The organism is Sorangium sp. So ce362, from assembly GCF_051519845.1.
Classification (GTDB): domain Bacteria; phylum Myxococcota_A; class Polyangia; order Polyangiales; family Polyangiaceae; genus Sorangium.
Map to the genome: position 1 here is coordinate 9,027,687 of NZ_CP150332.1, position 24,901 is coordinate 9,052,587.

The window sequence follows — 24,901 nt, forward strand, 5'->3', positions numbered from 1 at the left end:
CCGCAGCGGGTGACCGCCTCAGAAATCCCAGAGCGTGTGCAGGTGCTCGTAGCCACGGAAGCCGATGATCCGGGCTCGCTCCAGCGGATGATCCGGGTCGAGGCGCAGGTTCGGAAGGCGCGCGAGCAGCTGCTCCAGCGCGACGCGGGCCTCCAGCCGCGCGAGCGGCGCGCCGAGGCAGAAATGGGTGCCCCGGCCGAAGGTGAAATGCCGATCGGCGTTCGGCCGGCAGGGGTTGAAGGTCGTCGGCTCGCCGAACACGCTCTCCTCGTGGTTGGCCGAGCAGATCGCGAGCTGGACCGTCGCGCGCGCCGGCACCGTCACGCCGCCCAGCTCGACCTCCGTCGTCGTCTGTCGCGCGAGCCAGAGGAGCGGCGAGTCGAGCCGCAGCGTCTCCTCGATGACGTGGCCGAGCTGCGCCGGGTCCTCGCGCACGGCGGCGAGGTGCGCCGGGTGCACAAAGAGCAGCGCCAGCGCGTTGCCGATCAGGTAAAGCGTCGTCTCGTGCCCGGCCAGGATCAGCTGCATGGGCACGGAGATCAGCTCCTCCTCGCTGAGCTGCGCCTCGCCGTCTTCATGCGCCCGGATCAGCGCCGAGAGCAGATCGTCGCCCGGGCTCCGCCGGCGCTCCGCGATCACCTCGGCGAAGTAATGCTGGAACGCGCGCAGCCCCTTCGCCGCCTCCACCAGCTGCGGGACGGGCTCGGCGTTCCAGACCAGCTTGATCCAGCCGTCGGACCAGCGCTTGAGCAGATCGATGTCGGCGCGCGGCATCCCGAGCATGTCGCCGATCACGAGCGCCGTGAACGGGAACGCGAACCGCGGGATCAGATCCGCCCGGCCCTCGGCGGCGAACCCGTCGATCAGCTCGTCGGCGAGCGCCCGCATCTGCGGCTCCATCGCGGCGACGCGCTGCGGGGAGAAGCCTTTGTTGATGAGGCCGCGCAGCCGCGTGTGGTCGGGCGGATCGGTCGTGAGCAGCGTCGGCAGCCGCCCTTCGGGGTCTCCGAGCACGGCGACGACCTCGGGCGCCAGCGGGGTCCTGGGGCTCATCAGGTATTTCGAGGAGAAGCGCTCCGTGTCGCGGAGGACGGTCATGATGTCCTCCGCGCGCGTGACGAACCAGCTGTTCGCCGACGCGTTGAAGAAGACGGGGGCGCCGCGGCGGGCCTCTGCGTAGAACGGATAGGGATCGGCCGGGTGCCCGGGGTCGATGAGGCTGTGCGCGCCGAGGGCGGCGCGCAGGTCGTCAGGGGTTGTCATGCTAAGTGTCTCCTGTTCTGGCGAGATCGCGCGAGCGAGGCGCGAGCGCCCGGCACCGGGAGGGAGCCCCGGCCGCGAACGCCTGTCGATGTTATGCCGTGCAAGCCCGGACACATATACTTGTCCGCTACTTCCCCGCCGGCCGGCCAGCTCCCCCTCGCGGCGAGCCGGCCCCCCCACCGGACCCGAGCGCTGCATGCCGCCTTCCCCTGGATCGACCCCGCCCCCCGACAGCCCCCGCCTCCCCGGCGCACCGGCGCGCCCGCGGCGCTCCTGGCGGGGCTGGGCCGGCTTCTCCGGCCTGCTCCTCCTGGCCATCCTCGTGCCCTTTTTCCTCTTCGCGGACCGCCTCGAGGCGGCGGCGCGGGCGCTCCTCGCGGTCCCGCCCTCGGGCGGCGCGGCGGCGCTCGTGCTGGGGGGGCTGCTCGCGGGCGATGTGGTCCTGCCGGTGCCTTCGAGCTTCGTGAGCACGGCCGCGGGCGGCCTGCTCGGGTTCTGGCGCGGGACGGCGGTCTCCTGGGCGGGCATGACGGCGGGCGCGGGGCTGGGCTACCTGCTCGGCGCGCGGGCGGGGGCGCCGGCCCTGCATCGAATGGTGGGCGAGGCGGAGCTCGCGCGGCTCACGCGCGCCGCCGAGCGGCACGGCCCCTGGTTCCTGCTCCTCTTCCGCGGGGTGCCGGTGCTCTCCGAGGCGTCGGTCGTCTTCGCCGGCGCGGGCCGCATGCCCCGCCGCGCGTTCTTCACGGTGACGGCCCTGGCCAACCTCGGCATCTCGGCCACCTACGCGGCGCTGGGCGCGTCCGCCGCGCGGTTCACGTCGGTCCTGCTGCTCTTCGCCGGGATCGTGCTGCTCCCCGGGATCGCGCTCCTCGTCGTCCGCTTGCCGGAATGGCGGCGGAGGTCGGCGCAGAAGCGCAATGGGCCAGTGACATTCTGACCGCGAGTTTCCGCGCGGGGCTTGGCTTGTATCGGCATAGGGGCGCCGGGTTTCCCCGGCGGCCCCTGCCACACCACCGGACAGGCGGGTCCGCATCCGGCGGTTCGAAGAGTTGAGGTCACGCGGCAAGTCGGGGAAGACCCAGCTTGTCGAAGAACGAGGGTGGCAGCGCGAGGTTGATGAGGCGCATCCCCGAGTTGTGCCACCAGCACCTCCGCTGCGCACGGGCCTTCTCTCACGATCCGGCGTGAGTTCGCGCAGGTCACCGCGCCCTGGCCAGCTTCAGCTCCTTGTTCTTGAGGGTGACCTGCGCGAGCAGAACCGGGCCGTAGTACGGCTCCCAGACGTCATTGGCGTCGCCTACCTCGACGAGGACCAGCTCACGCTCGAGGGCGTCACCATCAAGACCGGACGTCCGGGCAAGGGCGGCCCCCTGTGGAACCACGAGGACAGCACGACGGTGGGAGAGAGCGGCGAGGTCCACGAGACGCTTCGCTTTCCCGAATAGCCGCAGTCACGTCACGGGAGGTCGGCGCGGAGATCCGCGACCGAGTCCACGGGTCAGCTCGCCAGGAAGCTGGAGGCCCAAGCGACCATGGCGGCCGGCGGCTCGCCTTCGCCGTCCCACGAAGCGACCGGCGCTTCGAGCTTGTGCGTGGCAGCTTCGAGTTCGTGCGTGGAAGCGATGCCGCAGGCAGTCCTCGGCAACTCCATGAGAGATCGAATCTTCGCAAGCACTCTTGACACCCACCCTTTGTGCAACGCCCCATCCGTCAGCGATCAGGAAGGAGCCCTCGCCACGCCGCTCGTGGGCCGCTCGGCGGCGCGCGCCGCGCTGGAGGAGCTGGGCGCGTAGCCGTACTGGAGGTTGGAGGTGCTGCCCTGGACCGTCGTGCCCTGGAGCACCACCACGCTGCTCCCGGTGCCCTGCAGCTGGAGATCGATGTCGCCGCCGTCCGTGTCGCACGTGGCCTTGAAATTGATCGAGGTGCCATAGAGGTTGTTCGAGGTGTCCGTCCACATGACGGTCCAGTAGTCGCTGCTGCTGGGCACGAGCGCGGCCGTCCACCCCTGCGCCAGGGTGCTCTGGCCATTCGCGACGTTCTCCCCGATCCAGCACTCGATCCACGTGGTCTCGCTGGTGGTGTGCGAGAGCCAGACCTGGCCGATCCCGTAGCCGAGGTTGTTGGAGACGTAGATGTTCACGTAGGTATTGTCGGACATGATGTTTCCTCCATGCGCGGTCCACGAGGGGTCCGCGCGGTCTGTCCGCGAGCGAGCGAGATGCCCCTCGCGAGCCGCCGTGGCGCGGGGTGCACGGGTGGAGCGAGCCGTCGCTCCTGCCCGTCGCCCCGCGGGTACAGAGGAGTCTTAAGCCGCCGCGCCCGACAGCACCATTACACGAGTCTTACGCGCCCACGCCCGCCGCCGGCATCGGCGTGATCACCAGCCGCTCCGTGCCCACGCGGAGCTGCCGGCTGCTGCGGCGCCGCTCGATCACCGCGGCGGCTCTGGCGAGGCCGGCGGCGCTCATCTCCTGCCGCACCCGGTAGATCTCGACGTTGAGCTTGTTCTCGTCCATCGACAGCATCCGGCAGAGATCGTCGACGAAGACCCAGCCGCGCTGCGGGGGGCCGAGCGACCCCGCGTCGCGGTCCCGGAGCCGGGCGCGCGCCAGCGTGAGCAGCATGTAATGGTGCGAGCGGGGCGGGAGCACGCGCGCGTCTCCGCCTCCCGCCACGGTGAGCTCGACCGCCTCCTCGTCGCGGCTGACCCGGAAGCGCAGCTCGGTCTCGTCGATGCGGCCGGCGTGCTCGCCCGCGTCGTCGGTGGCGGCGGGGGGCGTGGGCAGGTGCAGCGCGAACGCCTCGCCCCCGAGCTGCAGGACCTCGCCGTCGTGGGCCGGGCGCGATTGCCCGTCGATCTCCACCAGGAAGCTCCCGCCCTCGGCCTCCACCACGCAGGCGCGCAGATCGTCCGCCGAGGGCAGGGCGAGCAGGGCGCCCGCGCCGGCGAGGAGCGCGCCGTCGGAGAGCCGCCGCGCCATGGGCACGGGCGGCGAGGCGTCGGCGAGGGTCCACGTCGCCTCCGGATCGCCGAACGCGAGCTGGTCGCCCCCGGCGAGGGCTCGCGCGCTCCCGGGCGCGAGGCGCTCGCCGTTGACGAAGGTGCCGTTCTTGCTGCCCAGATCGCGCACCGACCAGGCGCCGTCGCGGTACGACAGGCGCGCGTGCTCCGCAGAGGCGAGCCGCACCTCGATCCGCACCGCGCACACCGACGACCGCCCCACCAGCGCGTGCGCCGCGAGCGCCGCCCGGGTGCCGCCGCCGCGTTGCTCCAGGATCGCCACGGTCGCGAGGCTACCACCGCCCCCCGCGCGGAAAGAAGGGGCAGCTGTAAGGTTCGCGTCATGGATGCGGCCCGGCAGGTGCTTTAAAGGTAGGATCGACAAGGAGGACGAGGATGACGAAGCTCGACGAGACCGCCGTGGGATCGAAGCCGCGGCCGTATCAGCTCACCCCGGACATGAAATATTCGCTGTCGATCTCGGGCGTGACCAGCGCGTCATGGGCTGTTTACGTGACGGGCCTGGCGTCGGGTTTCGGTGCGATCGACCCCGCGTCATCCAACAGCAACAGCTACCCGACGAACACGGAGCTCTGGGAGATCGATCCCACCTTCCTCGATGACCTGAAGAACCCCGAGACGGGGACGACCCAGATCACGATCGGACCAGGGGAGGAGCTGGGGAATGCCCCTTCGACCCCGCCGCCGGTCGACATGCCCGCGCAGAGCCTGTGGACACCGGTGACGGCATCGGCGTTGCCCCCGGCCGGCCTGTTCCTCGGCACCAACGCCGCCGGGGACCAGGTAGGGCTCGATTTCGCGCTCAAACACAAGACGCCCTGGCGAGGGACCGTGACCTGGTATGTCGGCACGCAGAGTGGAAGTCCGCCGCAATATGCCGTCGACAGCAACGGAATCACCCTGACCTACAACACGGTGAGCTCCCCCGCCGGCGTCACGTGGTACAAGATGACGCAATCGCCGCTGTCGTGGGACCAGCCGGCGACCGTCGGCGGCGCCGCGCTCGGCGTGGGGCTCGCGCAGCTGGGCGATACGTTCTACCTCGCATTCACGAACGCCAGCGACAACACCGTCTCCTGTTCCACCTCCGGGGACGGCGCGACGTGGTCGGACCCGACCTCGATTGGCATATCGGCCGCTGGCGAGCCGGCGCTGGCCTCGCTGGACGGCACGCTGTACCTCGTCTACCAGAAGAGCGGCTCGTCCTCGGTGAAGATGTGCACGAACGCCGGCGAGGGCTGGTCGAAGAGCACCCACACCGGGGCCAGCGCCTCGAGCGCGCCGGCGCTGAGCGTGTTTTCCGCCGGATCGACCAGCGTGTTGTGCATGGCCTACCTGACCGCGTCAGGGAAGCCCCACATGCACGTGCGCACATGGAACGGGTCGCGCTGGTCTCCCAACCATGGCAGCCCGGGTGTCGAGGCGGCGGGCGCGCCCGCGCTCATTGGCTATAACGGGCAGCTGCTCCTCGCCCAGCAAGGCGCCGCCTCGCAGACCATCGAGATCTACGCGACACACGACGTCCAGGCCTCGCCCGAATCGTGGTCCTGGCACAAGACGGCGCTCCTCTGGGTGGACGCGTCGACCTTCACGGTCACGAGCGATCCTTCGGCGCCGGAGCCCGCGAGCCCCCTGGTCCTCTCGAACCCGAGCTTCTGCGTCTACCTCGACCGGCTGTACCTCGCGTTCACGGACGCGCACCAGAACGTCTGGATCTGCTCCAGCGACGACGGCAAGAGCTGGTCTGGCTTCGCGCAGCTCCCTGAGCAGATCGCCGGCTGTGAGGCGCTGGCGAATCCGGCTCTCGCAGCGCTCACCCCCAGCGGCGACGTCACCACGCTCGCCCTCGCGGTTGTCACAGGGAGCGGCGTCTCCGTGCTCACCGCGACCTGATCCCGATCAGCCCGGAAAGGAGCGCGCCGGCCGGATGCCCACGAGCGGCCGGCGGATCCCCGGGCGCGCGCCGAAGCGCACGGCGGCGCGCGAGTACGCGATCGAGCTCCCCCAGCCGCCCCCGCGAATGGCGCGGAAATCGTCGTCCTCCGGGTCGGCCGCCTCGAGCCGCAGCCGCCCGCCCTCCACGGGCGGCCCGCCGTGCCGCCACACGTTCGCGCACCAGTCGCGCGCCGTGCCGCCGAGCCCGCGCGCGCCATAAGGGCTCTCGTCGGTGGGCGGCTCGTCCACGGGCCACGGCGTGGGCTCGCCGCGGTGGATCTCCAGCACGCACGCGAACGCCGGCTCCGCGTGATCCCCCCAGGGGAACAGCCGCCCGTCGGCGCCGCGCGCCGCCTTCTCGCGCTCGGTCTCGTCCGGCAGCCGCCACGGCTTCCCCGTGCGGATCGCCAGCCAGCGCGCATAGGCCCCGGCGACGTGGCCGTCGACGATCGCGGGCCAGCGCTCCTGGGGCGGCGGATCCGGCGTGTCGCGGCGCAGCGCGAAGCGGCCCGCGGCGTCGCGCGTGATCCCCGGCATCCCGAGCGCCTCCGCGAGGACGCCGGGGTGGGCCGCAGGCAGCCCCAGCGCCGCGTTGTCGAGGCCCTGCCGCGCGAGGTCGTCGAGAAACTCCAGGAGCTCACGGTTGGTCACGGAGAAGCGCCGGAGGACGAAGCCGTCCACCCAGATGCGTCGCCGCGGCAGCGCGTCGGCCGCCTCGGGATCGCCGCCGGTCCAGGCGTACCCGGCGGGCACGTAGACCTCGTTGGGGCCGAGATCGCCCTCGCGCGGGAGCGCGATGGGGACGGGCGCGGACGCGCCGGACGGCGTGCTGTCCCAGTGCTCGCCGCGCTCGACGAGCACCGGATAGCGGACCTCCCGGCGCCCCGGCGCCGAGACGCGGAGGAGGTAGCTGCCGTGCGGCAGCGCCGCCGCATGGAGCGGCGTACGGCCCAGCTCGCCCGCCGGCTCCTCGACGAGGCGCCGCCCCCGGAGCACGTAACGGTGCACGGTGACGCGCGCGCCCGGCGGATCGGTGACCAGGGTGACGGCCCCGTCGCCGCGCAGGAACGCCGCGTGCCTGCCGCGATCGTGGGCGCGCAGCAGCACCTCGGCGCGGGCGGCGTCGGCGAGGCGGCGCGCGCGCTCGGCGTCGAGCAGCTGATCGCGGTAGTGGTCGGCGAGCGCGCCGTGCGCTTCGGGCAGCTCGGGGTCGATCGCCAGCGCGCCGTGCACGGCCTGGATCCACTCCGCCTCCCGAAGCGAGGCCTCGCGCTCCAGCCGCTCGGCCTCGTCCTCGCGCTCCCAGCCCGGCGCCTTGGCCTCGATGGCGTCGGACGGCTTCACGCCCGCGAGCGCGCGCCGCGCCTCGTCGCGCGCCGCCGCGGCCCGCGCCCGCAGATCTGCGCGCGCCTCGCCCAGCGCGCGCACGCCCACGAACGCCGCGAGCGCCCGCTCGCGCCGCCGCGCGCCGTCGAGGAACGCCTCGACGTCGCGCGCCAGCGCGCCCGCGTCCGGGTAGCGCGCCTCCACCTCGAGCGCCATGGCGCGCCGGCAGATGGCCGCGAGCTCCGGCGGCACGTCGGACGTCCCGCGCGCCCCGTCGAGCAGCGGCGGATCGTCCGACGCCACCCTCGTTGACGCGGCGGGCGGCGGGCGGCCGACGAGCACGTCGTGCAGCATGGCCCCGAGCGCGTAGGTGTCCGTCGCGGGCCCGTGCCGCCACACGTCGCCGCGCGCCTGCTCGGGCGCCATGTACGCGGGGGTTCCGATGATGTCGCCCGCACCCGTCAGCCCGGCCGGCGCCGCCGCTCGGCCCGCCCCCGCGCCGGGCCCGGCGACATCTTCCCGCTCTCCGGCGCTCCGGGCGATCCCCCAGTCCATCACCAGCACCTCCGCAAACGCGCCCACCATCACGTTGGCCGGCTTCAGATCGCGGTGGATGACGCCGCGGCTGTGCGCGTAGGCCACGGTCTCGCAGACGCGCGCGAACACATCGAGCAGCCGGCGCCGCGGCACGTGCCCGCCGCCCGCGCGAAACGCCTCCTCGATGACCGCCCGCAGCGTCCGCCCCCGCACCTCGGCCATCGTGAACCACAGCTGTCCCCCCTCGAGCTCGCCGTAGTCGTAGACCGCCACGATCCCCGGGTGCGACAGCCTCGCGGTCAGCTCGATCTCGGCGAGGAACCGCGCGCGGCGCGCCGCGGACGGCGCCACGTCGGGCCGGAGGATCTTCATGGCCACGGCGCGCTTGAGCTTGCGATCCCAGACGCGCCGCACCTCCCCGAAGCCGCCGCTGCCGAGCTGGCCCCGATCCTCGTAGCGCTCGGGCAGCTCCAGCGCGCCCGCGAGCGCGCCCGCCGCCCCGGCGCCCGTGGCGGTGCTCTCCGTGTCGTCGCTCGGCGAGAGCTTCGAGGCCATGCGGCGCGGCGATGGTACCGGCAAAGCTCGGCCGGGACAGCCCTCGAGGCGCGCGGGAGGCGCTGAAATACTCGCGTCAGCGCGTAGGTAAAAGAAGCCGGAGCGCGTAGGTAAAAGAAGCGCCTGTCGATCCAGCTCTTTGATGGCGGGGTGCTCGACCCACCGGAGAACGCCATCGCCGAGGCGGATCAGGCGCGATGACGGGGGGTCCGGAGGAGGCAAGCCTTCTCGGAAGCCGCCCTGGCGAGTCGGTCGACGTTCTCGCAAACGCCCGACCGCCCGTCCATCTGGAAGCGCGGGTCGGTTGCGCGTGGCCGTAAGAGGATCCACTCGAACGAACGCGGTGACGACGCGTGCATTTGCAGAGAATCCCGCCCGAGCTCCGCGCCCTCTTCGCGCGCGTGCCGAGGCGGCGGCCCTCGTGCGCCTCGCGCCGCCCGCGTGAATGCGCAGCGCCGAGAAGGAGGACCGCGCTCGTCGCGCTCCCCGGCGCCCCTCCCGCGCGATGGCTTCAGGACGATCGCGCCGTCGTACCAAGCGTGACGAGAAGCTCATCGAGCTGCTCGAACGTCTCGCCCATCCCGCTGTACGCGCCCGAGGCCAGGGCGGCGTCGCGCGCTTGCTTCGATCGATAGAGCTCGTGCAGCACCTGCAGCGTCTTGCCGCCTTTTTCCTCGAGGGTCACGGTCGTGACGGCGCCATCGTCGCCCGCTTCGTCGTTCGTCCACACGATGCGCGAATGCGGTGTCACTTCGAGGTACGTGCCGAAGAACGCCATCGGCTGCGCGGCATCGTGACCAAAGACCAGGCGGTAGCTGCCGCCGGCGCGGATATCCGCTTCGTAGGAAAGTAGAGGCACGGGCATCGACTTCGGTATCCACCACCGCCTGAACAGCTCCGGCGTGGTCCACGCCTGGAACACGATGCGCGCCGGGGCATCGAAGGTCCGTGTGACGACGATCTCGCGATCGGACTTCGGTTCCACCGTCGTGCGATTACTCGTCAATTGGGGCTCACTCTCTTTACTTGCGTCCATCGACGTTCTCCTTTCGTTTCAGCTCCTCGATGACCTTGTCCAGCTCGTCGAAGCGTGCGGCCCAGAGCTGGCGGTACCTCTCGATCCACGCCGTCTCTTCGTCGAGCGGGCGCGGGCCGAGCTTGCAGGTACGCACGCGGCCGACCTTCTCGGTGGTGACGAGCCCGGCCCGCTCGAGGACGCCGACGTGCTTCTTCATGCCCGTGAGGGTCATGTGAAATTTCTCGGCGAGGTCCGTGATCGAAGCGTCGGCTCGTCCGAGCTGCTCCAGAACGCCGCGCCGGGTCGCGTCGGAAAGCGCGGCGAAGGAAGCATCGAGGCGGGCACTCGAATACTGAACCATGTGGTTCAGCATCTAACGCGCGAGTCGGCATCGTGCAAGAGGAGATCGAGCGCGTGCTCCGTCGCGAGCCGACTTTGATTCAGAAATTTGCGACAATTTGCAGCGACAGCGGAATACGGCTCGGCGCCGCCACCCCGCCTCGCCGGGCCAACGCGCCCCCGGCCGCGGGGGTACGGGGCCAGCAGGCGGTTGGACTACCCAATCCCGTACGGGGCAGCAGGCGGTTGGACTACCTAATCCCCGACGACGACGGGTGTGGGTGCGCTATGCCTGGTAGCAGCGCGTAGGTAAAAGAAGCCGGATCGCAGCGCGAAGAAGTGTAGCGCAGCAAACCTAAAGGGTGGGGCCGCGAGTGTCGTGATGGCTCGGTCCTGGGTCGAAAGAGCGTGGTCCGGGCGGCGCCGCGCGCGCTGAGGGGCGCATCGGCGTGCCGTGGGCACACGTGTCCGCCCGGGCGTTGGTCTGGCCCGGGACGCGCGACGCGAGACGCTATACGGCGTCGCCGGGCGCCTTGCGGCGCACAACGGTGCTTTTCCAGTACGGTGGCCGCCGCGTGGACGCTGGGAGAGCGTGCTGGAACATCGGCTCGCCGAGCGCGGAGAGGAAGCGGACGATGTTCCGGGGCTCGGTGACCATGGCGACGAGCTTCATCCGCCCCTTGCAAGTTGGGCACTCGAGGACATCGATCGCACATGTGCGGCGCAAGGGCTCGGCGCGGTTTGTCGACCGCTCGATAGCCGCCACGCTTGCGTTTCGGAGCGGCGTCATCGTCCGCCTTCGTAGGCTCTTCTGGCTTCACAGGGCGCGGTCCGATGCGCTTGCGCGCCAACGTGGGCGACTTGCCGAGGCGAGCACGCCAGCGTACTTGACGGTGTGAAAGCGCGGCGGCGGGACGCTGGCCGCGAGGTGGCACAGGAGCGAGAGCGGATCCATGTCCACCGCGACAGTCCCGTCAGCGAAGGCGCGCTTGAGCGAGAGCCGCACCAGGCCGTCCTGCTGCGGCTCGACGCGCTCCTCTGCGATCGGGGGTCGCAGCACGTAACGCAGCAGCGCCTCCCTCGCCGCGGCATGGTGCGCACCGGCGCGCGTCGTCGTGCCCGGAGCCGTGCGCGCCATGGGAGCAGGTCACCGGTTGCCACGCGCCGAGTCAACTCCAGGGTGACTGCCGCCTGACCCCCATCTCGCTGGCGGCCATCCACCGACCCCACCACGCCCGTGCCCCAGCTCCACGTCACCGGCGCCGCTGTCGAGACGGCGCTGGCGTCGCCTTCGCCACCACGCAGGCGCTGGGCGACGTGCGGCGAACCCCTCTCGAAGCGCTCACGCGCCCTGTTCAGCGCGCAGCGTCGGCACCCCGCCGCCCTCGACCCACGCGACGTGCACCCCGTGCAGGCCCGCAGCCCAGGGAGCCGCGAGCTTCTCGAGGGCCGCGGCCACAGGCGGGCTCTTGCCCAGCCCGATGGCATGGCGGGCGAGGCGCGGGCCCCTGTCGAATGCATGAGGCCAGGCCCGCAGATCTCCGACCCCGGCGCGCTCGAAGGACGAGAGCAGCGCGCGGATCCGGCCGCGCACCCAGCCCAGGCCGGAAGCCACGCCCTCGGGTTCGGGCGCCTCGACGGTGATCACGGCCCAGGCGGCGTGGCGCCGGTGCAGCGGCGGGGGCGCGAGCAGATCGGGCAGCGGATCGCGGCCGGCGGCCAGGGCCGACTCCACGGCTTCCCAGGCGGAGTACAGCTCGTCGGACAGCGTCGCGAGGGCGGCGGCGCCGACGGTATCGCTGCACGAGCGCACGGGCGCCGTCGGCGTCGCGATGCGCACGGGATCCCCGGGCGTGCCGACCGCCGGAGCCGAAGGATCCAGCGCGATAGGCCGGCGAAAATCCCAGGCTGCCCAGGCGCCGAAGAAGCGGGACAGCAGGGGCCCGGGCTCCAGGTCCGGGGCGTCGCAGACGACCCGCGCGGCCAGGACGAGCCATGCGATGCCCGGCAGACCACCGAACGGCGCAGCGTCGATACCCTTTGCGCGAGCCCATGCCTTGACGGCGCGGGCCAGCGCCAGGAATGCCTCGCGGCGCCGAGGAGCAGCGGAGGGAGCGGACGCCGCATCGACAGCCTCGAGCAGCGCGTCGGCGTCGGTGACGGCGCTCAGGGCCACCGCGGCGGCCTCGCCCAGCTCGAGGCGCCGCGCGACGGCGTGCTCGGGTCGCACCGCGCCCGCGTCGACGAGCGTCAGGTCCGCGTCCAGGCCAACCGCGCAGAGCTCGAGGCACGGCACGCGGATCGCCTGCACACGCCGCACGGTCGACGCCTCGGGCAGGGCCGAGCGCACCTGGACCTCGACGGCGTCGAGATCGATGGGCCCCGGCAGGGCGGCGACGAGGTCGAGGTCCGCGCCGGGCAGCGCGCAGCCGAGCCGCCGCGAGCCCGTGACGTGGAGCGCGCCCCCGGGCAGGGCCGCCTTCAGCCGGGCCACGAGCGCTGACGCGCGGTCGGGCTTCGGAGCGCGGGGGGACGCGGCCGGCGCGGGCTCGGCCGCCCAGCGCACCGAGCCGCTGCCCAGCGCGACCGAGGCCCGCACCTGCATCGGCTCGGCGCCGCGCCGCGACAGCAGGACCAGCTCGCCGACCGCGGCCTCGCGGCGGCCGAGCTGCGCGGCCCAGCCGGGCTGCACGCGCGCCGGGTCGTCCACGCGGCCCAGGGTCAGGTGGGGCGTATAGCCCTCGGCGCGCCCCACGCACCGCGGAAAGCGGCGCGCCAGCGCCTGATGCAGCCGCGCCCACGGATCTTTGCCGCCCGCGGCGGGGTCGAGCCAGACGGTGGCGTCCGCGCCGTGCCGGAACGAGCGCGTACCCTCCAGCACCGCGGGGAACGGGCCGACCTCGCGCGCGGCGGCCGAGAGGAGCGGGAGCGCCGCCTCGAAGCTCGACTCGGGCACGAAGCCGAACAGGAGGTTCACGTGCGGCGGCCAGCGGTCGATCTGCGGGTCGTAGAGCGCGCGGATGGCCTGGATCTCGGGCCAGAGCGGCTCGGGCGGTACCCACGCGAGGGCCGTGCGCGCGGTCGTCGCCACGTCGAGGACCTCGCCCGGCGCCTCGCCGACGGAGAGTTCGACACGGACGCCGTAATGGTCGGACAGGAACAGGCCATCCGGCGGAAGCGGCGTCGTCCCTTCCAGATCGGCGGTGATCGGGCGCAGCGCCGCCCCGCGAAACATCACACGATCCAGCCGGGAGGCGCGGCCGGTCAGCGACGAGACGGCGGCCAGCGGGTTGACGGTGGGATCGAACGTGGGCGCCTCGTCCCCGGCGCCGCGGGCCTCCAGCCAGGCGTCCACGAGGCCGAGCTTCGACGCGGGACCCGGCCCGCCGTCATTGAGGTCGCCCAGCAGCACCAGATCGCCCTCGACGGCGGAGAGGCCCACGGCGAGGTCTTCCAGCTCGGCCGCGCGTTTCCGTGCCCCCTCCTCCGCGTGATCGCTCGTGAGGTGCGTGGCCACCACGACGAGCGGCTCTCCCGCGAGCGCCAGCGTCATCGCGACGGCGGCCTTGTACTTCCCCAGGGCGTGCCACCCCACCTCGATCACCGGCAGCCGGCTCAGGAGCAGCAGGTGGCAGCTCTCGACGTCGCGCCCGCGCGGCCCGTCGCTGACGGTGTAGTCGGCGCGGACCCAGCCGGCGCCGAGCAGGAGATCGAGCAGCGGCAGTTCGACCTCCTGCAGCGCGATCACGTCGGCGTCGGCGCGGCCGAGCGCCTCGACGAGCAGCGGCCGGCGCCGCGCGGAGTGGATGCGCTCGGCGTCGTAGCGGTCCCAGAGCGTGTTCCACGAGAGGACGCGCAGCCGCGCGCCCGCTCCCGGCGTGAACCGGGGCGCCGCGGCCTCGGCCGGCGCCCAGCAGCCCTCCGTCGCCTCCCAGCGCATGGCCACGCGCGCCGTGAAGAACGGCGGCCGCAGCCGCTGCGGCGCGCGCACCCGGCCGGCCTGCGTCGTGTCGAGGGAGTCGAGGCCCGTCTGACGATCCCAAACCCTCTCGCCCTCGGCCTCGATGTACACGACCCGATGCCAGGGCAGGTCGCCCCCCGGCACGAAGGCCGGCAGCGGGACGCGCTTGGGCTCCGCCGCGTGCACGTCGATGCCCATCACGAAGCGTGCGGGATCGAGGCGCGCATCCCAGCGGATGCGGTGGTAGATCTCCTCGCTCGTACGCATCGCGATCTTTTAGGTCTCCTTCACGCGAATCGTCCAGTGTGGCGGCCAACTGAAGCCTCCGGCCAGAGATTCATCTCTCCGGGGAGGCTGTCGACAGCCTCCGGCCAGAGATTCATCTCTCCGGGGAGGCTGTCGACAGCCTCCGGCCAGAGATTCATCTCTCCGGGGAGGCTGTCGACAGCCTCCGGCCAGAGATTCATCGGTGGTGGCCGGATCCGGCCACTGGGCTGGGCTGGTTGAATTTGGGTTCTACCCCTCCGGCGTGTCCGACGGGCCGGGCTTCGAGGCGAACAGATCGAGCTGGACCGGGTCACGGGGAGGGTCGTCCGCCCCCCCGGACGACTTCGTGCTCCTCCTCCTCCAGTGCGCAAGAAAACGAAGCCGGCTCGCCGCGCGAGGAAGTGTGGCGCGGCGAGCCGCCGTGGCCGGACGGCGCGTGGCGCGAAGCCTCGTTCATGGGTCGCGGTGAGGAAGCGGGCAATGCTGCCTCAGGATCTACCCGTCCCTCCGTGAGAGCGCTCGGCTTCGGGTACTGAAGACACCCGAGCAGCTCCGGGTCGAACCTCGTGATAGGTGGCACGGGCTCGGTATCAACGGATTGCTCGGCCGTCATGGTTCCATAGACAGGTCATCGGGGGCTGCCGCTCCGGCGGAGCGCCACCGGCGGCGCCGCGGGGCGCCGGCGGGTCACGGCACCGCGTGGCCGTCGGACGGATCGAGCGAGTAGCGCCGCTGCCGCCGGAGCGCGGCGAGCTCCGCGTCGAAGGTGGCGCGCGGGATGTCTGGGAGCGCGGCGCGGAGGGCGTGGAGTGTGACGTAGTTGAGGCGGCCGGAGGCGCGGGCGAGGGAGGAGAAGGCAGCGTCGAAGCGATCGACGAAGGGCACGGGCGGGGCGGCGGCTTGGGTGGGGGCCGCATGGCCGGGGCCGTCGGAGGTCGCGTTGCCGGGGCGGTCTGGGGCCGTTTGGCGGGCAGCGCCGTCGGTCGTCGCAGGCCGCGCCGGCGCGCCGGCGGCCGGGAGGACGGCGTCGGCGAGGAAGAAGAACAGCGGTTTCTTCCCGGTCAAGACGCCGATGGTGCAGGGGAGCCGGCGCTCGGCGATGCGCTGAGCGAGCGCCGCCGTGAACGCGCGGCCCAGGGCAGGCAGGAGGCCCTTGGGGAGCTGCGCCAGATCGACCGCGGGAGCGTCGGCCTTGCGCGCTGACTGGAGCTGCAGCTCCAGGAGCCGATCGGACTGCGCGACCGCCTCGACGTCCTCCGCGAGCAGCACGAGCGTCGCACCGGGCGCTGGCTTCTTCTCGCGGGAAAGCAGCACGCGCGCCTTTGCCTCCTTCAGCGCCTTGCTCGTCTTCGCGGGCTTCTCACCGAAGAGCTCCGCGAGCCGCTCGAGCGTCGGCGGGTACGACGCGCCGCCGAGCTGCTTCTGGGACTCGAGGACGCCGAGGAGCCTCGGCACCGGCGAGGGCGGCGGCTCCTTCTTGCGCGTCGCAGCCTTCTGCCTCGCGGGAGCCTTCTCCTTCGGCGCAGCGGCCTTTCGGGGCGCGGCTGCCTTCTCCGGCTCCCCGGCGCTGTTCCTCCTCGCTGCTGTGGTCTTCGTGGTCGTCGCCCGCGCGCGCGAGCACGATGAGCTGTTCGGGTTCGTGGCCCACCTCTCGAGTGCCCGAGATTACCCGGGCGTCCAGCCATGGGAAGGGGCTCTGCGCCGCCGTGCCGCCGCCGGGGAGGGCGCGCAGCTCGTGTGTCGCTGGGTCGGCGCGCAGCACGGGGCCGTCAGGCGGCGCTGCGTCGGGGGCGGTTCGAACAGGATGGGGAGCACGACAAGGGCGCCGGACGATTTCTTGGCCCGCTCTTCGAGACGAGGGGAGAAGGCCAATCATGGATGGTCCCTCGATCTCGGCTCCGGTGGCTGACCCGGCGGCGCAGGGCGCAGCGCCCCCCCCCGAGATCCGTACGGCGAGCCCGGCGTGTCCGTGCTCCGGGTCCTGTGCGGTCCCTGTGCGCGCCGACCCCGGGGGGCAGAGCGCCGGCTCCGAGCCCGTCGTGCTGGAGCGCGCGCAGCGCCTGTCTCGCTCCGTGCTGTGGAAGCTCCAGCGAGCCTACTTCGAGAAGACGGGCATCGACGCATGGCGCAGCGGCGAGGTGCCCCATTACATCACGTCGAATGCCTTCGTCGCCGCCTCCTATGCGCGGGTCGTGACAGGCTTTCTGCGCGATGTCGCGTCCGCCGGGAGGCGCGCACCGGGCGAGCGGCTCACCATCGTGGAGCTCGGCGCGGGCTCGGGGCGCTTCGCCTACCATTTCCTGCAAAAGTTGCTCGCCGAGCCGCGGATCCCGCTGCTCGAAGGCGCCCTCGTCCGCTACGTCATGACCGACGTCTCGCCCGCGAACCTCGCTTTCTGGCGGGCGCATCCACAGCTCCGTCCCTTCTTCGACGCCGGCGTGCTCGACGTGGCCCTGTTCGACGCGGAGCGCGACGAAGCCCTGCACCTCCAGGTCGCGGGGACGACGCTCGCGCCGGGCTCGCAGGCGCCTCTCGCGGCGATCGCCAACTACGTGTTCGATGGGCTTCCGCAGGAAGCCTATCGGCTGAAGGCCGGCGAGCTGCTCGAGGCGCGGGTGACCCTCCGCGCGCGCGGCCCGGTGGGGGATCGGTCGGATCCGGCGCTGCTCGACGGCCTCGGTGTGGAATACGTGCTGTTTCCCGTGGAGGGAGAGATCGATCTCGACCCGGATTTTCGTTTCCTCGTGGACGACTATCGTGGGGTGATCGGCGACGGGGCATTTCAGATCCCCACGGCGTCGCTCGCGTGCGTGCGCTCGCTTTCGCGGATCGCGGGCGGCGGGCTCTTGCTCCTGTCGGCCGACAGGGGGTATTGCCACGAAGAAGAGCTGCTCGATCGGCCGGAGCCGGACATCGCGCGGCATGGCAGCGTGTCGCTGCCCGTGAACTATCACGCCGTCCGAAGGTATGTGGAGCGGCTCGGCGGGCGCGCGCTCTTCCCACCCCAGCCGTCGCGGAGCTTGTGTGTCGGCGCGTTCTTGATGGACGCTCCCGCGGGCGGCGCGGAGACGGTCGCGGCGTTCTCCGAGGTGGCCTCGGGGTTCGGTCCGGATGACTGGTTTTCGTTGAAGCAGGCGGTGGAGGCGGCGCAGGGGGCGATCGGGCTGCGGCACGTCCTCTCGGCGTTGCGGCTCGGCGGCATGGACGGCAAGTTGTTCATGGATGTGTTCGACCGTGTGATCGAGCTCTCGGGCTCGGCGTCGGCCGAGGAGCGGCGGGCCTGTTTCCGGATGGCGCGGCGCATGGAGGAGCTGCACTACGAGATCGGCGAAGAGCGAGATCTGGTGTTCCATCTCGGTGTGTGGATGCGCGAGCTGGGGTATCTGGCGGAGGCGATTCGCTACTTCGAGCGCTCGTGGAGAGCACGCGGGACGACGCCGGCGACAGCCTACAACCTGGCATACTGCCACTTCGGTCAGCAATGCTGCGAGGAGGCGCTGCGATGGCTCGACGCGGCGCTCGCGGAGGACCCGGACGTGAGAGGGGGCAGGGCGCTGCGCGTGCAGATCGGCGCGGTGATGCGGGACGAGGGGGCGGGGACAGATGGCGGGCGGTGAGCGCCCGCCGCTGCCGCCGCATCCGGCGACCGTGCAGCTGCGAAAGCGGCTGCACCCGGCGATGGAGACCCGACCGCGCCTGGTGAAGCCGAGCCTCCCGCCGCACCCGGCGGCCGTGGTCCAGCGGCATCCAGCGACCGTGCGCCCCACGGCCCTCCCGCCGCACCCGGCCACCGTCGTCCGGCTGCGGCCGGCGATGGGCGCACCGGTTTCAGGAGCCACCGCGGTCCAGCGGTCGTCCATGTCGAAGAAGCTGTCGCCCGGGGAATTCTCGCACGTGCTCGCTGCCCTGGCGCTGGGCATTCCCGTGCCGACGTCGCTCCTCGATCAGCTCACGGCTGGACAGAGCGAGCTGGCATCGATGGTGCGCAGCAACCTGAAGGCGGCCGACCTCAAAGGGAGCGACCTGAAGAGCTTCAACGCCATGGATGGATTCGTGTGCAAGCGCTACACCGCGGACGCGGCGCCGAGCATCGCCCTCGCCTTCACCCACCACGAGCCCGGCAGGCTCCCCAAAGAGCTGAGGACTCTCGTCGACGACCAGCTCCCCAAGGTGAACGACGACAAGCTCTCCGTGATCATCCGCCTCCGGCCCTGCAAGCACTCGAGCCCCATCCTGTCGTCGGTGGTGATCGAAAAGCTCTGCGCGCTCGCGAGGACCGCCGGGATCGGCCACATCATCTTCCTGGGGAAGCAGCCGACCCAGAGCGCCCTCCGCTACTCCATACCCAGCGCCGCCGACATCGTGGACTTCACCGTGGACAACAAGACGACGCTCGCCGCGATCGACAAGGTCGCATCGCATTTCGAGAACCAGCTCACCGAGGAGGCGGCTGGCATCCTCGCCGAGCACCTCCTGCTCTCACGCCTGTGCCAGCGCTTCAGCGTCGTCGCCCAGTTCGGGGCCAAGTCGGGCTACCTCGATCTGCTCGCTTATCCCATCATCGGCAAGACGGGGATCAAGACGTATTCAATCGACTCGACCGACACGAATGGCCGGCTCAAGTCGATGATCGACTGCGGCATCCTCAACGTGGTCCAGGTGAAAGCCACGTCAACCAAGGACGAGAAGCTGAGCGACGGCAGTGCCATCGTCATCCAGGCCATCGATCCGGCGAAGGTCGGCGACATCTCGACTTTTCTCTCGCGCCGCATCGCCGAAGTCCAGCAGCAGAGGAAGGACTTCATCCGACAGCGGGAGGTCGAGGCGAGGAGGGTCGAGGCCGAAGCGAGGAGGGCGGAGCGCGCGCGGGAGGAAGGCACGCTCGAGTGGATGATCGAGCAGGGCATCGGGGGGTCGTGATCCCCCAGGCTCAGTCGTCCTCGCCCTCCTTCACCGGCACGGCCACGTCGGACACCGGCGCCACGATGCCCGGCGTGCGTGACTGCGGCCCGCACTCGAGTCCCCAACGCACGCCGGTGCTGCGCTCGGTCGCGGATGGCCCGATCGATGGCGATGCGGTCAGCGCCGTCGCTGAGCATGTACTGGGGCCCCTGCGCCTGTCTACTCGTCTTCGTCCTCTTCGTCGTCTGCGTCCGTGGTCTCCGGGGCCTCGCGCTCGAGCTGCTCGGTGATGGTCTGCACCTGGATCTCCGCGGCGTGGATCTTCTGGCGGCAGAGCGTCACCAGATAGGAAGCGGACGATGTTCCGGGGCTCGGTGACCATGGCGACGAGCTTCATCCGCCCCTTGCAAGCTGGGCACTCGAGGACATCGAGCATCGCGCTGCCGCCGCCGGACGGCGGCTGCTTCGAAGGCCGAGGCGGACCGCCCCTCTGTTCCAGACGCTCCCTCCACGAGATCGAGGTCGTCGGCCCCGCAGGCCGCGGCGTGCTCGACGGCATCCGCGCATTTCCCCGTCTTGCAGCCGGCCGCGAGGAGCGCGGTCGCAATGAAAATCGACGCCATGAGATAACTCTTGCGCATAATCCAGCTCTGCAGCTCGCAACGTGTGGATGGAGGGGAGCCGGCCGGCCCATGCAGCGCGGCGCCCCGTAAGCGGCCCGCCGTTGCCGCCGGCCCCTTCACCCGATGGAGAACGTGGGGGAGCCAGTTTGGGCACGGGCCGATGTCGATTTTTTGGCTTCCAGTATTGCTGGAATACGGCGAAGATTGAACCGGAGGATCGGCCCGCTCGGATGGGAAGTGATCGCGTCTCGCAACTTTCGGCCGGGCGCATCGCGTACCGGCTCAAGTACCCGACGCGGGGCGCCCCACACCGGATCATGACGCCGGTAAATTCATTGCTCGACCTGCCGCATTGATTCCTCCGCCTCGGCATCCATTGGTGCGATACAGCAGCGTGCTCGCACCGCGCTCGAAATGGCACGGCGCCGTGACACCACGCGTCCCTTCGATACCACGGAAGGACAACTCGGCAGCTACCCGGAGCGGCGGGCCGGGGGGCGGCGGGCCGCGACGCTCGCTGCCGCGGCGGCGGAGGTGCTCGCCGAGCACCCGGCTCGCGCTCGATATGTCGGCCCAAGCTTGCTCACCCCTCCGGTGCCACCGGCAGCCCGAGCAGCCGACCGATCGCCTCGTGAACGACCCGGGCCGCTGCCTCGTCTCCGAGGGCGACGGCGCGGCTCAGGGTGCTGGCGAGCGAGGCGACCACGGCCGCCCGAGGCGACGGATCGGTCACGGCGAGCTCCCCAGGCCCGGGGCTTGACCGCTGGGCCCGGGTTGGGTCCACGCCTCCCAAGGGGGTGCGATCCGTCGTCACGCCCTCCCCAGATCCCCGGGGATGCGACGGAACGCGACGGTTCGCCCCCGCGGAACAGTCCCGCCAGGAACACCTGGTCGATGACGAGCGGGCCGCCGAAAACGGTAGCGAATTTCATGGTGTCCGCCTGTTGCGCCGCCGAGGGTGGCTCCGGTGTGGCCCAGCGGGGCGCCCTCCGCCGCCGCATCGCCCGCGGTGAAGGGTTCGTGGCATCACCGGTCCCACCGTACGCCCACGCTGCACGCGCTGGTTGACATAGAGGACCTTACATGACCGACTCAGTCGGCGGGATCGTACCGGCACAGGACGGACCCGCGCGGCCGAGGCGTGGGCCAAGGGCAGCTTGGCCACGGCGGGATCCAGCCCCGTCGAATCAACTGTTCGCTGGCCACCCAACGTCCCGGCGCCCCGCTGCACGGCGCCGTTGCGCTCCACGGGCCCGCTCGGTACCCTCGGGGGAAAAATGACGTCCACCGCGCCGCAGGGCTGCTGCGAGAGGAGCCATGTCCACCGTTCGGCTCCCCCTCTGACCAGAGCTCTGCCTCCGCCGCCGCTCCCTCCGGCCCGATGAACAAACGGCGCCCCGTCCCCGCTCCAAGGCATGTTGCACACAGCGGCGCACACCGACATGCGAATCAAGCACCACGCCAGGGCCGAACGCCGTGGCTTCGCAGACCGATGAAAGGAGTTCTGACGACATGAAGACGTTCTTGGCTCTTTTTTCCGCCTTGGGTTGCTCCCTCGCCACCTCGCTCGTGCTCGCGGCGCCTCTCCCTGTGACCGGCCAGTGGCGGACGATTGATGAGCAGGGGGTCGAGCAGTCGGTGATAGAGATTTACGAGAGGGGCGGGAAGATCTTCGGCAAGATCGTGAGCCTGAAGCAGCCGCTCGACGCGAAGGGGAAGCCGAAGATCTGCACCGCCTGTGAGGGTGCCGACAAGAACAAGCCCCTTGTGGGGCTCGTCATCATCAAGAACATGGTCCGCGATGACGACGAGTACGATGACGGTACGATCCTGGATCCGAACAACGGCGAGACCTATAGCTGCAAGCTCGAGGCGATCGAGGGCGGGAAGAAGCTGAAGGTGCGCGGCTTCCTGGGCATCTCCCTCCTCGGCAGGACCCAGACCTGGCTGAAGAAGTAGCGGGCATGACGCGGGACCACACGAGGATCCCAGTCGCAGAGGGTGGCGCGTGTGCGGTGCGGTCTCTCGATCCGCCATGCTGAATCCGTTTCTCCCCTTGCAGCCTGCCCGAGCCCACGATGCTCGACCGATCCGCTCGCCAGGGGCTCGAACGCCCTCCGCTCATCCATACGCGCGATCTGGAGGCGGCCCGCGTGCTCCTCGCGACGGTCTACGGCGACCTCACCGCCGACGTCGTCGGCCGCGGTCACCGTTTCGAGTAGCGCGGGGCCGCGGCCGGGCGGCTCCAGGAGGCGGGGCACGCGGTGCAGGCATTCGCGTCATCGCTCGCCTTCCTGGAGGCGGCGCATGCGGCGGTGTCGGGCGGCGCGGTGATCGACGTCCAGCTCCCCGATTTGAACGGCCTCGAGGTGAGGGCCCTCCTGCGCGAGGACGGGCGCGCGCTCCCCGTGGTCTTCACCAGCGACGGCGGAGACGTGAGGGTGGCCGTGGAGGCGATGAAGGCGGGCGCCGTGGACTTCCTCGCCGAGCCCCTCGACGCGGAGGCCCTGCTCGCCGCCGTGGCGCGCGCCCTGGCCCGCGACGCGGAGGCGCGGGCGGCGCGGGCCGAGGTGGAGGCGCTCGCCGCTCGGCTCGCGGCGCTCTCGCCGCGCCAGCGGGAGGTGTGCGAGCGGGTGACGCGGGGGATGCTGAACAAGCAGATCTGGCGGGCGAGCCCGTCGCAGCACGGCACGTTGGCGTCGCAGGGCACGTCCACCGGCAGACAGCCGCCGCCCTGACAGGTCGGGTCGCGCACGGCGATGTAGTCGTGGGCGTGGCCGGAGTGATCGTGAATGCAGGCCTGCACGCTGGCGTTGATGATGATGTAGGGGTAGCTCGCCGAGCCGGTGTAGTGGCAGAGCTGGACCTTGCCGTTGACCGCCAAGAGCGGGCACAGCACGCCGAGGAGGAGCTCCTGGTCCGCCGCGCCGAGGTGCTCGGCGGTAGGCCCGTCGGCCGTGTCCGTGCTGGAGCACGCGCCGCCGAGGCCAGCCACGCCGCCGAGGCGCCCGCGGCGCCGCCGCTGGAGGCGGCGGAAGAGGAGCCGCTGGCCGATCCAGCGTGAGGTGAGCCTGCGGTTGTGAGATCGCTTGCGTTTACTCTAAAAGCCGAGGGGTATTCATAAGATACAGCTCCGCGGACCAGAATGCGTTGTGGTCGCGGGCGAGCGCGCTCCCGAGGGGACCAGAGGTCAGCGCGCCGGCGTCATCGGTCGTCCCTAGAACGCCGAATAGGTTGAAATTCGGCTAAATTCAACAGATTGTGGCACCCGTCGGAGCCGCCGAGGAGCACGCTGGAAGGGCACGGCACCCAGTCAGACGAGAGACCGCAAGGGCGCGAGAGGCGCAAGGGAACAGAGATAGAATTATATTCTTCTCCCTCCTTGCGCCCCTTGCGTCCTTGCGGTCCTCTTCCCATGAGTCGATCTTAGCGGAATTTCAATGTGATCGGCGTTCTAGGGTGAGGCTGAACGCGCTTCCCCCGTGAACGAGGCATAACAGCGCTGCGCAGGTAGCTGCGAGCTTTCTCATCATCATCTCCGTATGTGGATTCGTGGTTTCAACATAGAGACCTACACCCGGAATGGCCGGAAGCGTCACCCTGCGCCGGCACGTCCGAGGTCGCGACCTGGATCGTGATCCAGCTTTCGAAAGCGCAGGCTCTCGTGGTAACGTAAAGGTCTGCCGGCGACCTGCTCCAGCGAGCCCGCCGTTGCCTGAAACCTGAAACAAGGAGGTCGCTCGGATGACACGCAGGGTTCAGCTTCGGATCGTTCTCATCGCTTCTTTCTCTCTCTTGCTCTCGTTCGCCGGGATCCGCCCGGGCGCCGCCCAGTCGAGCTTGCCCTACTGGACCGAGATTCCGCAGGGCGGCGCCGTCCCCGACGCCATCTGGGACGGCGCGAGCGCCTATCACCAGGGCCTCTTCTACATCTTCGGCGGGTTGAACGGGACCTACCCGGATGACGAGCCCGTGGCCGCTTTCAGCGCCTTCGACGTCGACACGGCGACCTGGTACGACCTCGGCCAGTACCCGGGCGGGCCGTCCGCCAGGGCCGAGTCGATGATGTGGTGCGTCGCCGAGGAGGACGCGCTGTTCGTCTCCGGCGGGAGAGGTCCTTTCCGGCGCGGGCTCGACCTCACGCACCAGGACACGTTCCGGTTCGACCCGGCGCACGGGTGGACGCAGATCGCGCAGAGCGCGGCCGAGATCGGGCGCGCCAACCGCTCCACGGAGGCGGTCGCCGTGCGCAAGAAGGGGAAGCACAAGACCGTCGCGTACGCCTTCTCGGGCTCTTCGTCGACGCTGCCGGCCTTCATCAACCGCCCTGACGGCCTCCAGCACAACATGGTCCGCTACAAGAACGGCTGGAAGCAGGTCGCGACCGGCTCGCCCGCCCCGCGCGCTCGCGCCCATCATCCGCTCGTCTACGCCGAGGGCTGGAACGCCCTGCTCGTCTACGGCGGGTACACGAACGACGCCGTGAACGGGACCGGCCTGTTCGCGCCGGAGAACTACCTCGGCGATCTCTGGAGGTTCGACGTCGACAGCGAGACCTGGGATCAGCTCGTCTTCGACGAGGCCGGAGGACCGGGCCACCGCGACAACGCGAAGCTGATCGCCGATGAGCACAACGACGGCATCTGGCTCTTCGGGGGCAGCCAGTTCGACGGGTCCACCCTGTCCGATCTCTGGTACTTCGATCTCCACACAGGGACCTGGACGCGCGTGGACACCGCGATGACGGGGCCGGCGCCGGCGCCGAGGTTCGGCCAGTTCTACTTCTCTCGCAGGACCGCCACGGCCTACGAACTCTACATCTTCGGGGGAGCGACAGCGGAGTTCGCGCCGGTGCTGCTCAACGACATGTGGAGATTGACGATCCCCCTCGGCTGCGGCGGCTGATCGCGAGCGATCCGGGTGGGCTCACGCCTGGACGAGCGGCGCCGGAAGGAGGGAAACCATGAGGCGATGCCTCAGGGAAGCCTCCTCACGATACCACGAGAGCCTGCGCCTCCGAAAGCTGGATCACGCTCCAGGTCGCTCCCCTCCTCCAGATCACCCCCGAGACAGCCGTGCAGGTCGGCGGCGCCACATCGGCGGCTCCCGTCACCATCACGCTCCAGGCGCTCAGCGATCCGTCGCTGCTC

At 70.9% G+C, this 24,901-nt stretch carries 21 protein-coding genes and 1 pseudogene; 8 read left to right on the forward strand and 14 right to left on the reverse strand.

Annotated features, from left to right (window positions below):
• Positions 1 to 18: 18 nt before the first annotated feature.
• On the reverse strand, positions 19 to 1,263 hold the full coding sequence (locus WMF17_RS34670) for a cytochrome P450 (protein WP_437645270.1): 1,245 nt from the start codon (positions 1,261 to 1,263) through the stop codon (positions 19 to 21).
• A gap of 196 nt (positions 1,264 to 1,459) precedes the next feature.
• Here WMF17_RS34670 and WMF17_RS34675 point away from each other — a divergent pair, with 196 nt between their 5' ends.
• Complete coding sequence (locus tag WMF17_RS34675; RefSeq protein ID WP_437645271.1) at positions 1,460 to 2,200, forward strand: TVP38/TMEM64 family protein; 741 nt, start codon at positions 1,460 to 1,462, stop codon at positions 2,198 to 2,200.
• 262 nt (positions 2,201 to 2,462) lie between these two features.
• On the opposite strand, the gene WMF17_RS34680 is transcribed toward WMF17_RS34675, so the two are convergent.
• The 4 genes from WMF17_RS34680 to WMF17_RS34695 form a co-directional block, all read right to left on the reverse strand.
• Positions 2,463 to 2,684 carry a hypothetical protein gene (locus tag WMF17_RS34680; protein WP_437651492.1) on the reverse strand — a complete coding sequence of 74 codons (222 nt, stop codon included), beginning with the start codon at positions 2,682 to 2,684 and terminating at the stop codon, positions 2,463 to 2,465.
• A 77-nt stretch (positions 2,685 to 2,761) separates the two neighbouring features.
• On the reverse strand, positions 2,762 to 2,914 hold the full coding sequence (locus tag WMF17_RS34685; RefSeq protein WP_437645272.1) for a hypothetical protein: 153 nt from the start codon (positions 2,912 to 2,914) through the stop codon (positions 2,762 to 2,764).
• A 66-nt stretch (positions 2,915 to 2,980) separates the two neighbouring features.
• Entirely contained in the window at positions 2,981 to 3,424 is a 444-nt protein-coding gene (locus WMF17_RS34690) for a hypothetical protein (RefSeq protein WP_437597610.1), read from the reverse strand.
• Between the two features lie 184 nt (positions 3,425 to 3,608).
• On the reverse strand, positions 3,609 to 4,550 hold the full coding sequence (locus WMF17_RS34695) for an FHA domain-containing protein (protein WP_437597611.1): 942 nt from the start codon (positions 4,548 to 4,550) through the stop codon (positions 3,609 to 3,611).
• Between the two features lie 113 nt (positions 4,551 to 4,663).
• Between WMF17_RS34695 and WMF17_RS34700 the strand changes: the two genes are divergently transcribed.
• The gene (locus tag WMF17_RS34700; protein ID WP_437645274.1) at positions 4,664 to 6,181 is read left to right on the forward strand and encodes a hypothetical protein; all 1,518 of its coding nucleotides are present in this window, start codon (positions 4,664 to 4,666) and stop codon (positions 6,179 to 6,181) included.
• A gap of 6 nt (positions 6,182 to 6,187) precedes the next feature.
• Here WMF17_RS34700 and WMF17_RS34705 read toward each other — a convergent pair whose 3' ends face one another.
• The 7 genes from WMF17_RS34705 to WMF17_RS34735 all read right to left on the reverse strand — a co-directional run bounded on the left by WMF17_RS34705 (position 6,188) and on the right by WMF17_RS34735 (position 15,681).
• Positions 6,188 to 8,641 carry a protein kinase domain-containing protein gene (locus tag WMF17_RS34705; protein WP_437645276.1) on the reverse strand — a complete coding sequence of 818 codons (2,454 nt, stop codon included), beginning with the start codon at positions 8,639 to 8,641 and terminating at the stop codon, positions 6,188 to 6,190.
• 511 nt (positions 8,642 to 9,152) lie between these two features.
• Positions 9,153 to 9,626, reverse strand: coding sequence for an SRPBCC family protein (locus tag WMF17_RS34710; RefSeq protein WP_129572587.1), 474 nt, complete (start codon positions 9,624 to 9,626; stop codon positions 9,153 to 9,155).
• 37 nt (positions 9,627 to 9,663) lie between these two features.
• Positions 9,664 to 10,020: an ArsR/SmtB family transcription factor gene (locus WMF17_RS34715; RefSeq protein ID WP_437645278.1), complete on the reverse strand. Its 357-nt coding sequence runs from the start codon at positions 10,018 to 10,020 to the stop codon at positions 9,664 to 9,666.
• A gap of 489 nt (positions 10,021 to 10,509) precedes the next feature.
• Entirely contained in the window at positions 10,510 to 10,788 is a 279-nt protein-coding gene (locus WMF17_RS34720) for a hypothetical protein (RefSeq protein ID WP_437645280.1), read from the reverse strand.
• A 27-nt stretch (positions 10,789 to 10,815) separates the two neighbouring features.
• Complete coding sequence (locus WMF17_RS34725; protein WP_437645282.1) at positions 10,816 to 11,136, reverse strand: transposase; 321 nt, start codon at positions 11,134 to 11,136, stop codon at positions 10,816 to 10,818.
• 204 nt (positions 11,137 to 11,340) lie between these two features.
• Positions 11,341 to 14,226 carry a poly(A) polymerase gene (locus WMF17_RS34730; RefSeq protein WP_437645284.1) on the reverse strand — a complete coding sequence of 962 codons (2,886 nt, stop codon included), beginning with the start codon at positions 14,224 to 14,226 and terminating at the stop codon, positions 11,341 to 11,343.
• Positions 14,227 to 14,913: 687 nt separating this feature from the next.
• Positions 14,914 to 15,681: a hypothetical protein gene (locus WMF17_RS34735; RefSeq protein ID WP_437597621.1), complete on the reverse strand. Its 768-nt coding sequence runs from the start codon at positions 15,679 to 15,681 to the stop codon at positions 14,914 to 14,916.
• 539 nt (positions 15,682 to 16,220) lie between these two features.
• Between WMF17_RS34735 and WMF17_RS34740 the strand changes: the two genes are divergently transcribed.
• Positions 16,221 to 17,843, forward strand: coding sequence for a hypothetical protein (locus tag WMF17_RS34740; protein ID WP_437645286.1), 1,623 nt, complete (start codon positions 16,221 to 16,223; stop codon positions 17,841 to 17,843).
• 31 nt (positions 17,844 to 17,874) lie between these two features.
• Positions 17,875 to 19,146: a hypothetical protein gene (locus WMF17_RS34745; protein ID WP_437645288.1), complete on the forward strand. Its 1,272-nt coding sequence runs from the start codon at positions 17,875 to 17,877 to the stop codon at positions 19,144 to 19,146.
• A gap of 201 nt (positions 19,147 to 19,347) precedes the next feature.
• On the opposite strand, the gene WMF17_RS34750 is transcribed toward WMF17_RS34745, so the two are convergent.
• Positions 19,348 to 19,470 (reverse strand): hypothetical protein, encoded by a 123-nt coding sequence (locus WMF17_RS34750; protein ID WP_437597624.1) that lies wholly within the window; start codon positions 19,468 to 19,470, stop codon positions 19,348 to 19,350.
• A gap of 864 nt (positions 19,471 to 20,334) precedes the next feature.
• Complete coding sequence (locus WMF17_RS34755; protein WP_437645289.1) at positions 20,335 to 20,484, reverse strand: hypothetical protein; 150 nt, start codon at positions 20,482 to 20,484, stop codon at positions 20,335 to 20,337.
• A 779-nt stretch (positions 20,485 to 21,263) separates the two neighbouring features.
• Here WMF17_RS34755 and WMF17_RS34760 point away from each other — a divergent pair.
• From WMF17_RS34760 to WMF17_RS34775, 4 genes and pseudogenes are all read left to right on the forward strand, one after another.
• Positions 21,264 to 21,710: a DUF2147 domain-containing protein gene (locus tag WMF17_RS34760; protein WP_437597625.1), complete on the forward strand. Its 447-nt coding sequence runs from the start codon at positions 21,264 to 21,266 to the stop codon at positions 21,708 to 21,710.
• A 119-nt stretch (positions 21,711 to 21,829) separates the two neighbouring features.
• Entirely contained in the window at positions 21,830 to 21,973 is a 144-nt protein-coding gene (locus WMF17_RS34765) for a hypothetical protein (RefSeq protein WP_437645291.1), read from the forward strand.
• 30 nt (positions 21,974 to 22,003) lie between these two features.
• Positions 22,004 to 22,489: pseudogene (locus tag WMF17_RS34770) on the forward strand (response regulator transcription factor); the annotation flags it as partial.
• A gap of 1,006 nt (positions 22,490 to 23,495) precedes the next feature.
• Complete coding sequence (locus tag WMF17_RS34775) at positions 23,496 to 24,656, forward strand: Kelch repeat-containing protein (protein WP_437645292.1); 1,161 nt, start codon at positions 23,496 to 23,498, stop codon at positions 24,654 to 24,656.
• Positions 24,657 to 24,901: the final 245 nt, after the last annotated feature.

Excerpts from the sequence above, each read along its gene's own strand:
- WMF17_RS34675 (WP_437645271.1), top strand. The coding sequence starts at position 1,460 with ATGCCGCCTTCCCCTGGATCGACCCCGCCCCCCGACAGCCCCCGCCTC.
- WMF17_RS34760 (WP_437597625.1), top strand. The coding sequence starts at position 21,264 with ATGAAGACGTTCTTGGCTCTTTTTTCCGCCTTGGGTTGCTCCCTCGCC.
- WMF17_RS34725 (WP_437645282.1), bottom strand. The coding sequence starts at position 11,136 with ATGGCGCGCACGGCTCCGGGCACGACGACGCGCGCCGGTGCGCACCAT.
- WMF17_RS34765 (WP_437645291.1), top strand. The coding sequence starts at position 21,830 with ATGCTCGACCGATCCGCTCGCCAGGGGCTCGAACGCCCTCCGCTCATC.
- WMF17_RS34705 (WP_437645276.1), bottom strand. The coding sequence starts at position 8,641 with ATGGCCTCGAAGCTCTCGCCGAGCGACGACACGGAGAGCACCGCCACG.
- WMF17_RS34670 (WP_437645270.1), bottom strand. The coding sequence starts at position 1,263 with ATGACAACCCCTGACGACCTGCGCGCCGCCCTCGGCGCGCACAGCCTC.
- WMF17_RS34715 (WP_437645278.1), bottom strand. The coding sequence starts at position 10,020 with ATGGTTCAGTATTCGAGTGCCCGCCTCGATGCTTCCTTCGCCGCGCTT.
- WMF17_RS34690 (WP_437597610.1), bottom strand. The coding sequence starts at position 3,424 with ATGTCCGACAATACCTACGTGAACATCTACGTCTCCAACAACCTCGGC.
- WMF17_RS34720 (WP_437645280.1), bottom strand. The coding sequence starts at position 10,788 with ATGACGCCGCTCCGAAACGCAAGCGTGGCGGCTATCGAGCGGTCGACA.
- WMF17_RS34700 (WP_437645274.1), top strand. The coding sequence starts at position 4,664 with ATGACGAAGCTCGACGAGACCGCCGTGGGATCGAAGCCGCGGCCGTAT.
- WMF17_RS34730 (WP_437645284.1), bottom strand. The coding sequence starts at position 14,226 with ATGCGTACGAGCGAGGAGATCTACCACCGCATCCGCTGGGATGCGCGC.
- WMF17_RS34775 (WP_437645292.1), top strand. The coding sequence starts at position 23,496 with ATGACACGCAGGGTTCAGCTTCGGATCGTTCTCATCGCTTCTTTCTCT.
- WMF17_RS34685 (WP_437645272.1), bottom strand. The coding sequence starts at position 2,914 with ATGGAGTTGCCGAGGACTGCCTGCGGCATCGCTTCCACGCACGAACTC.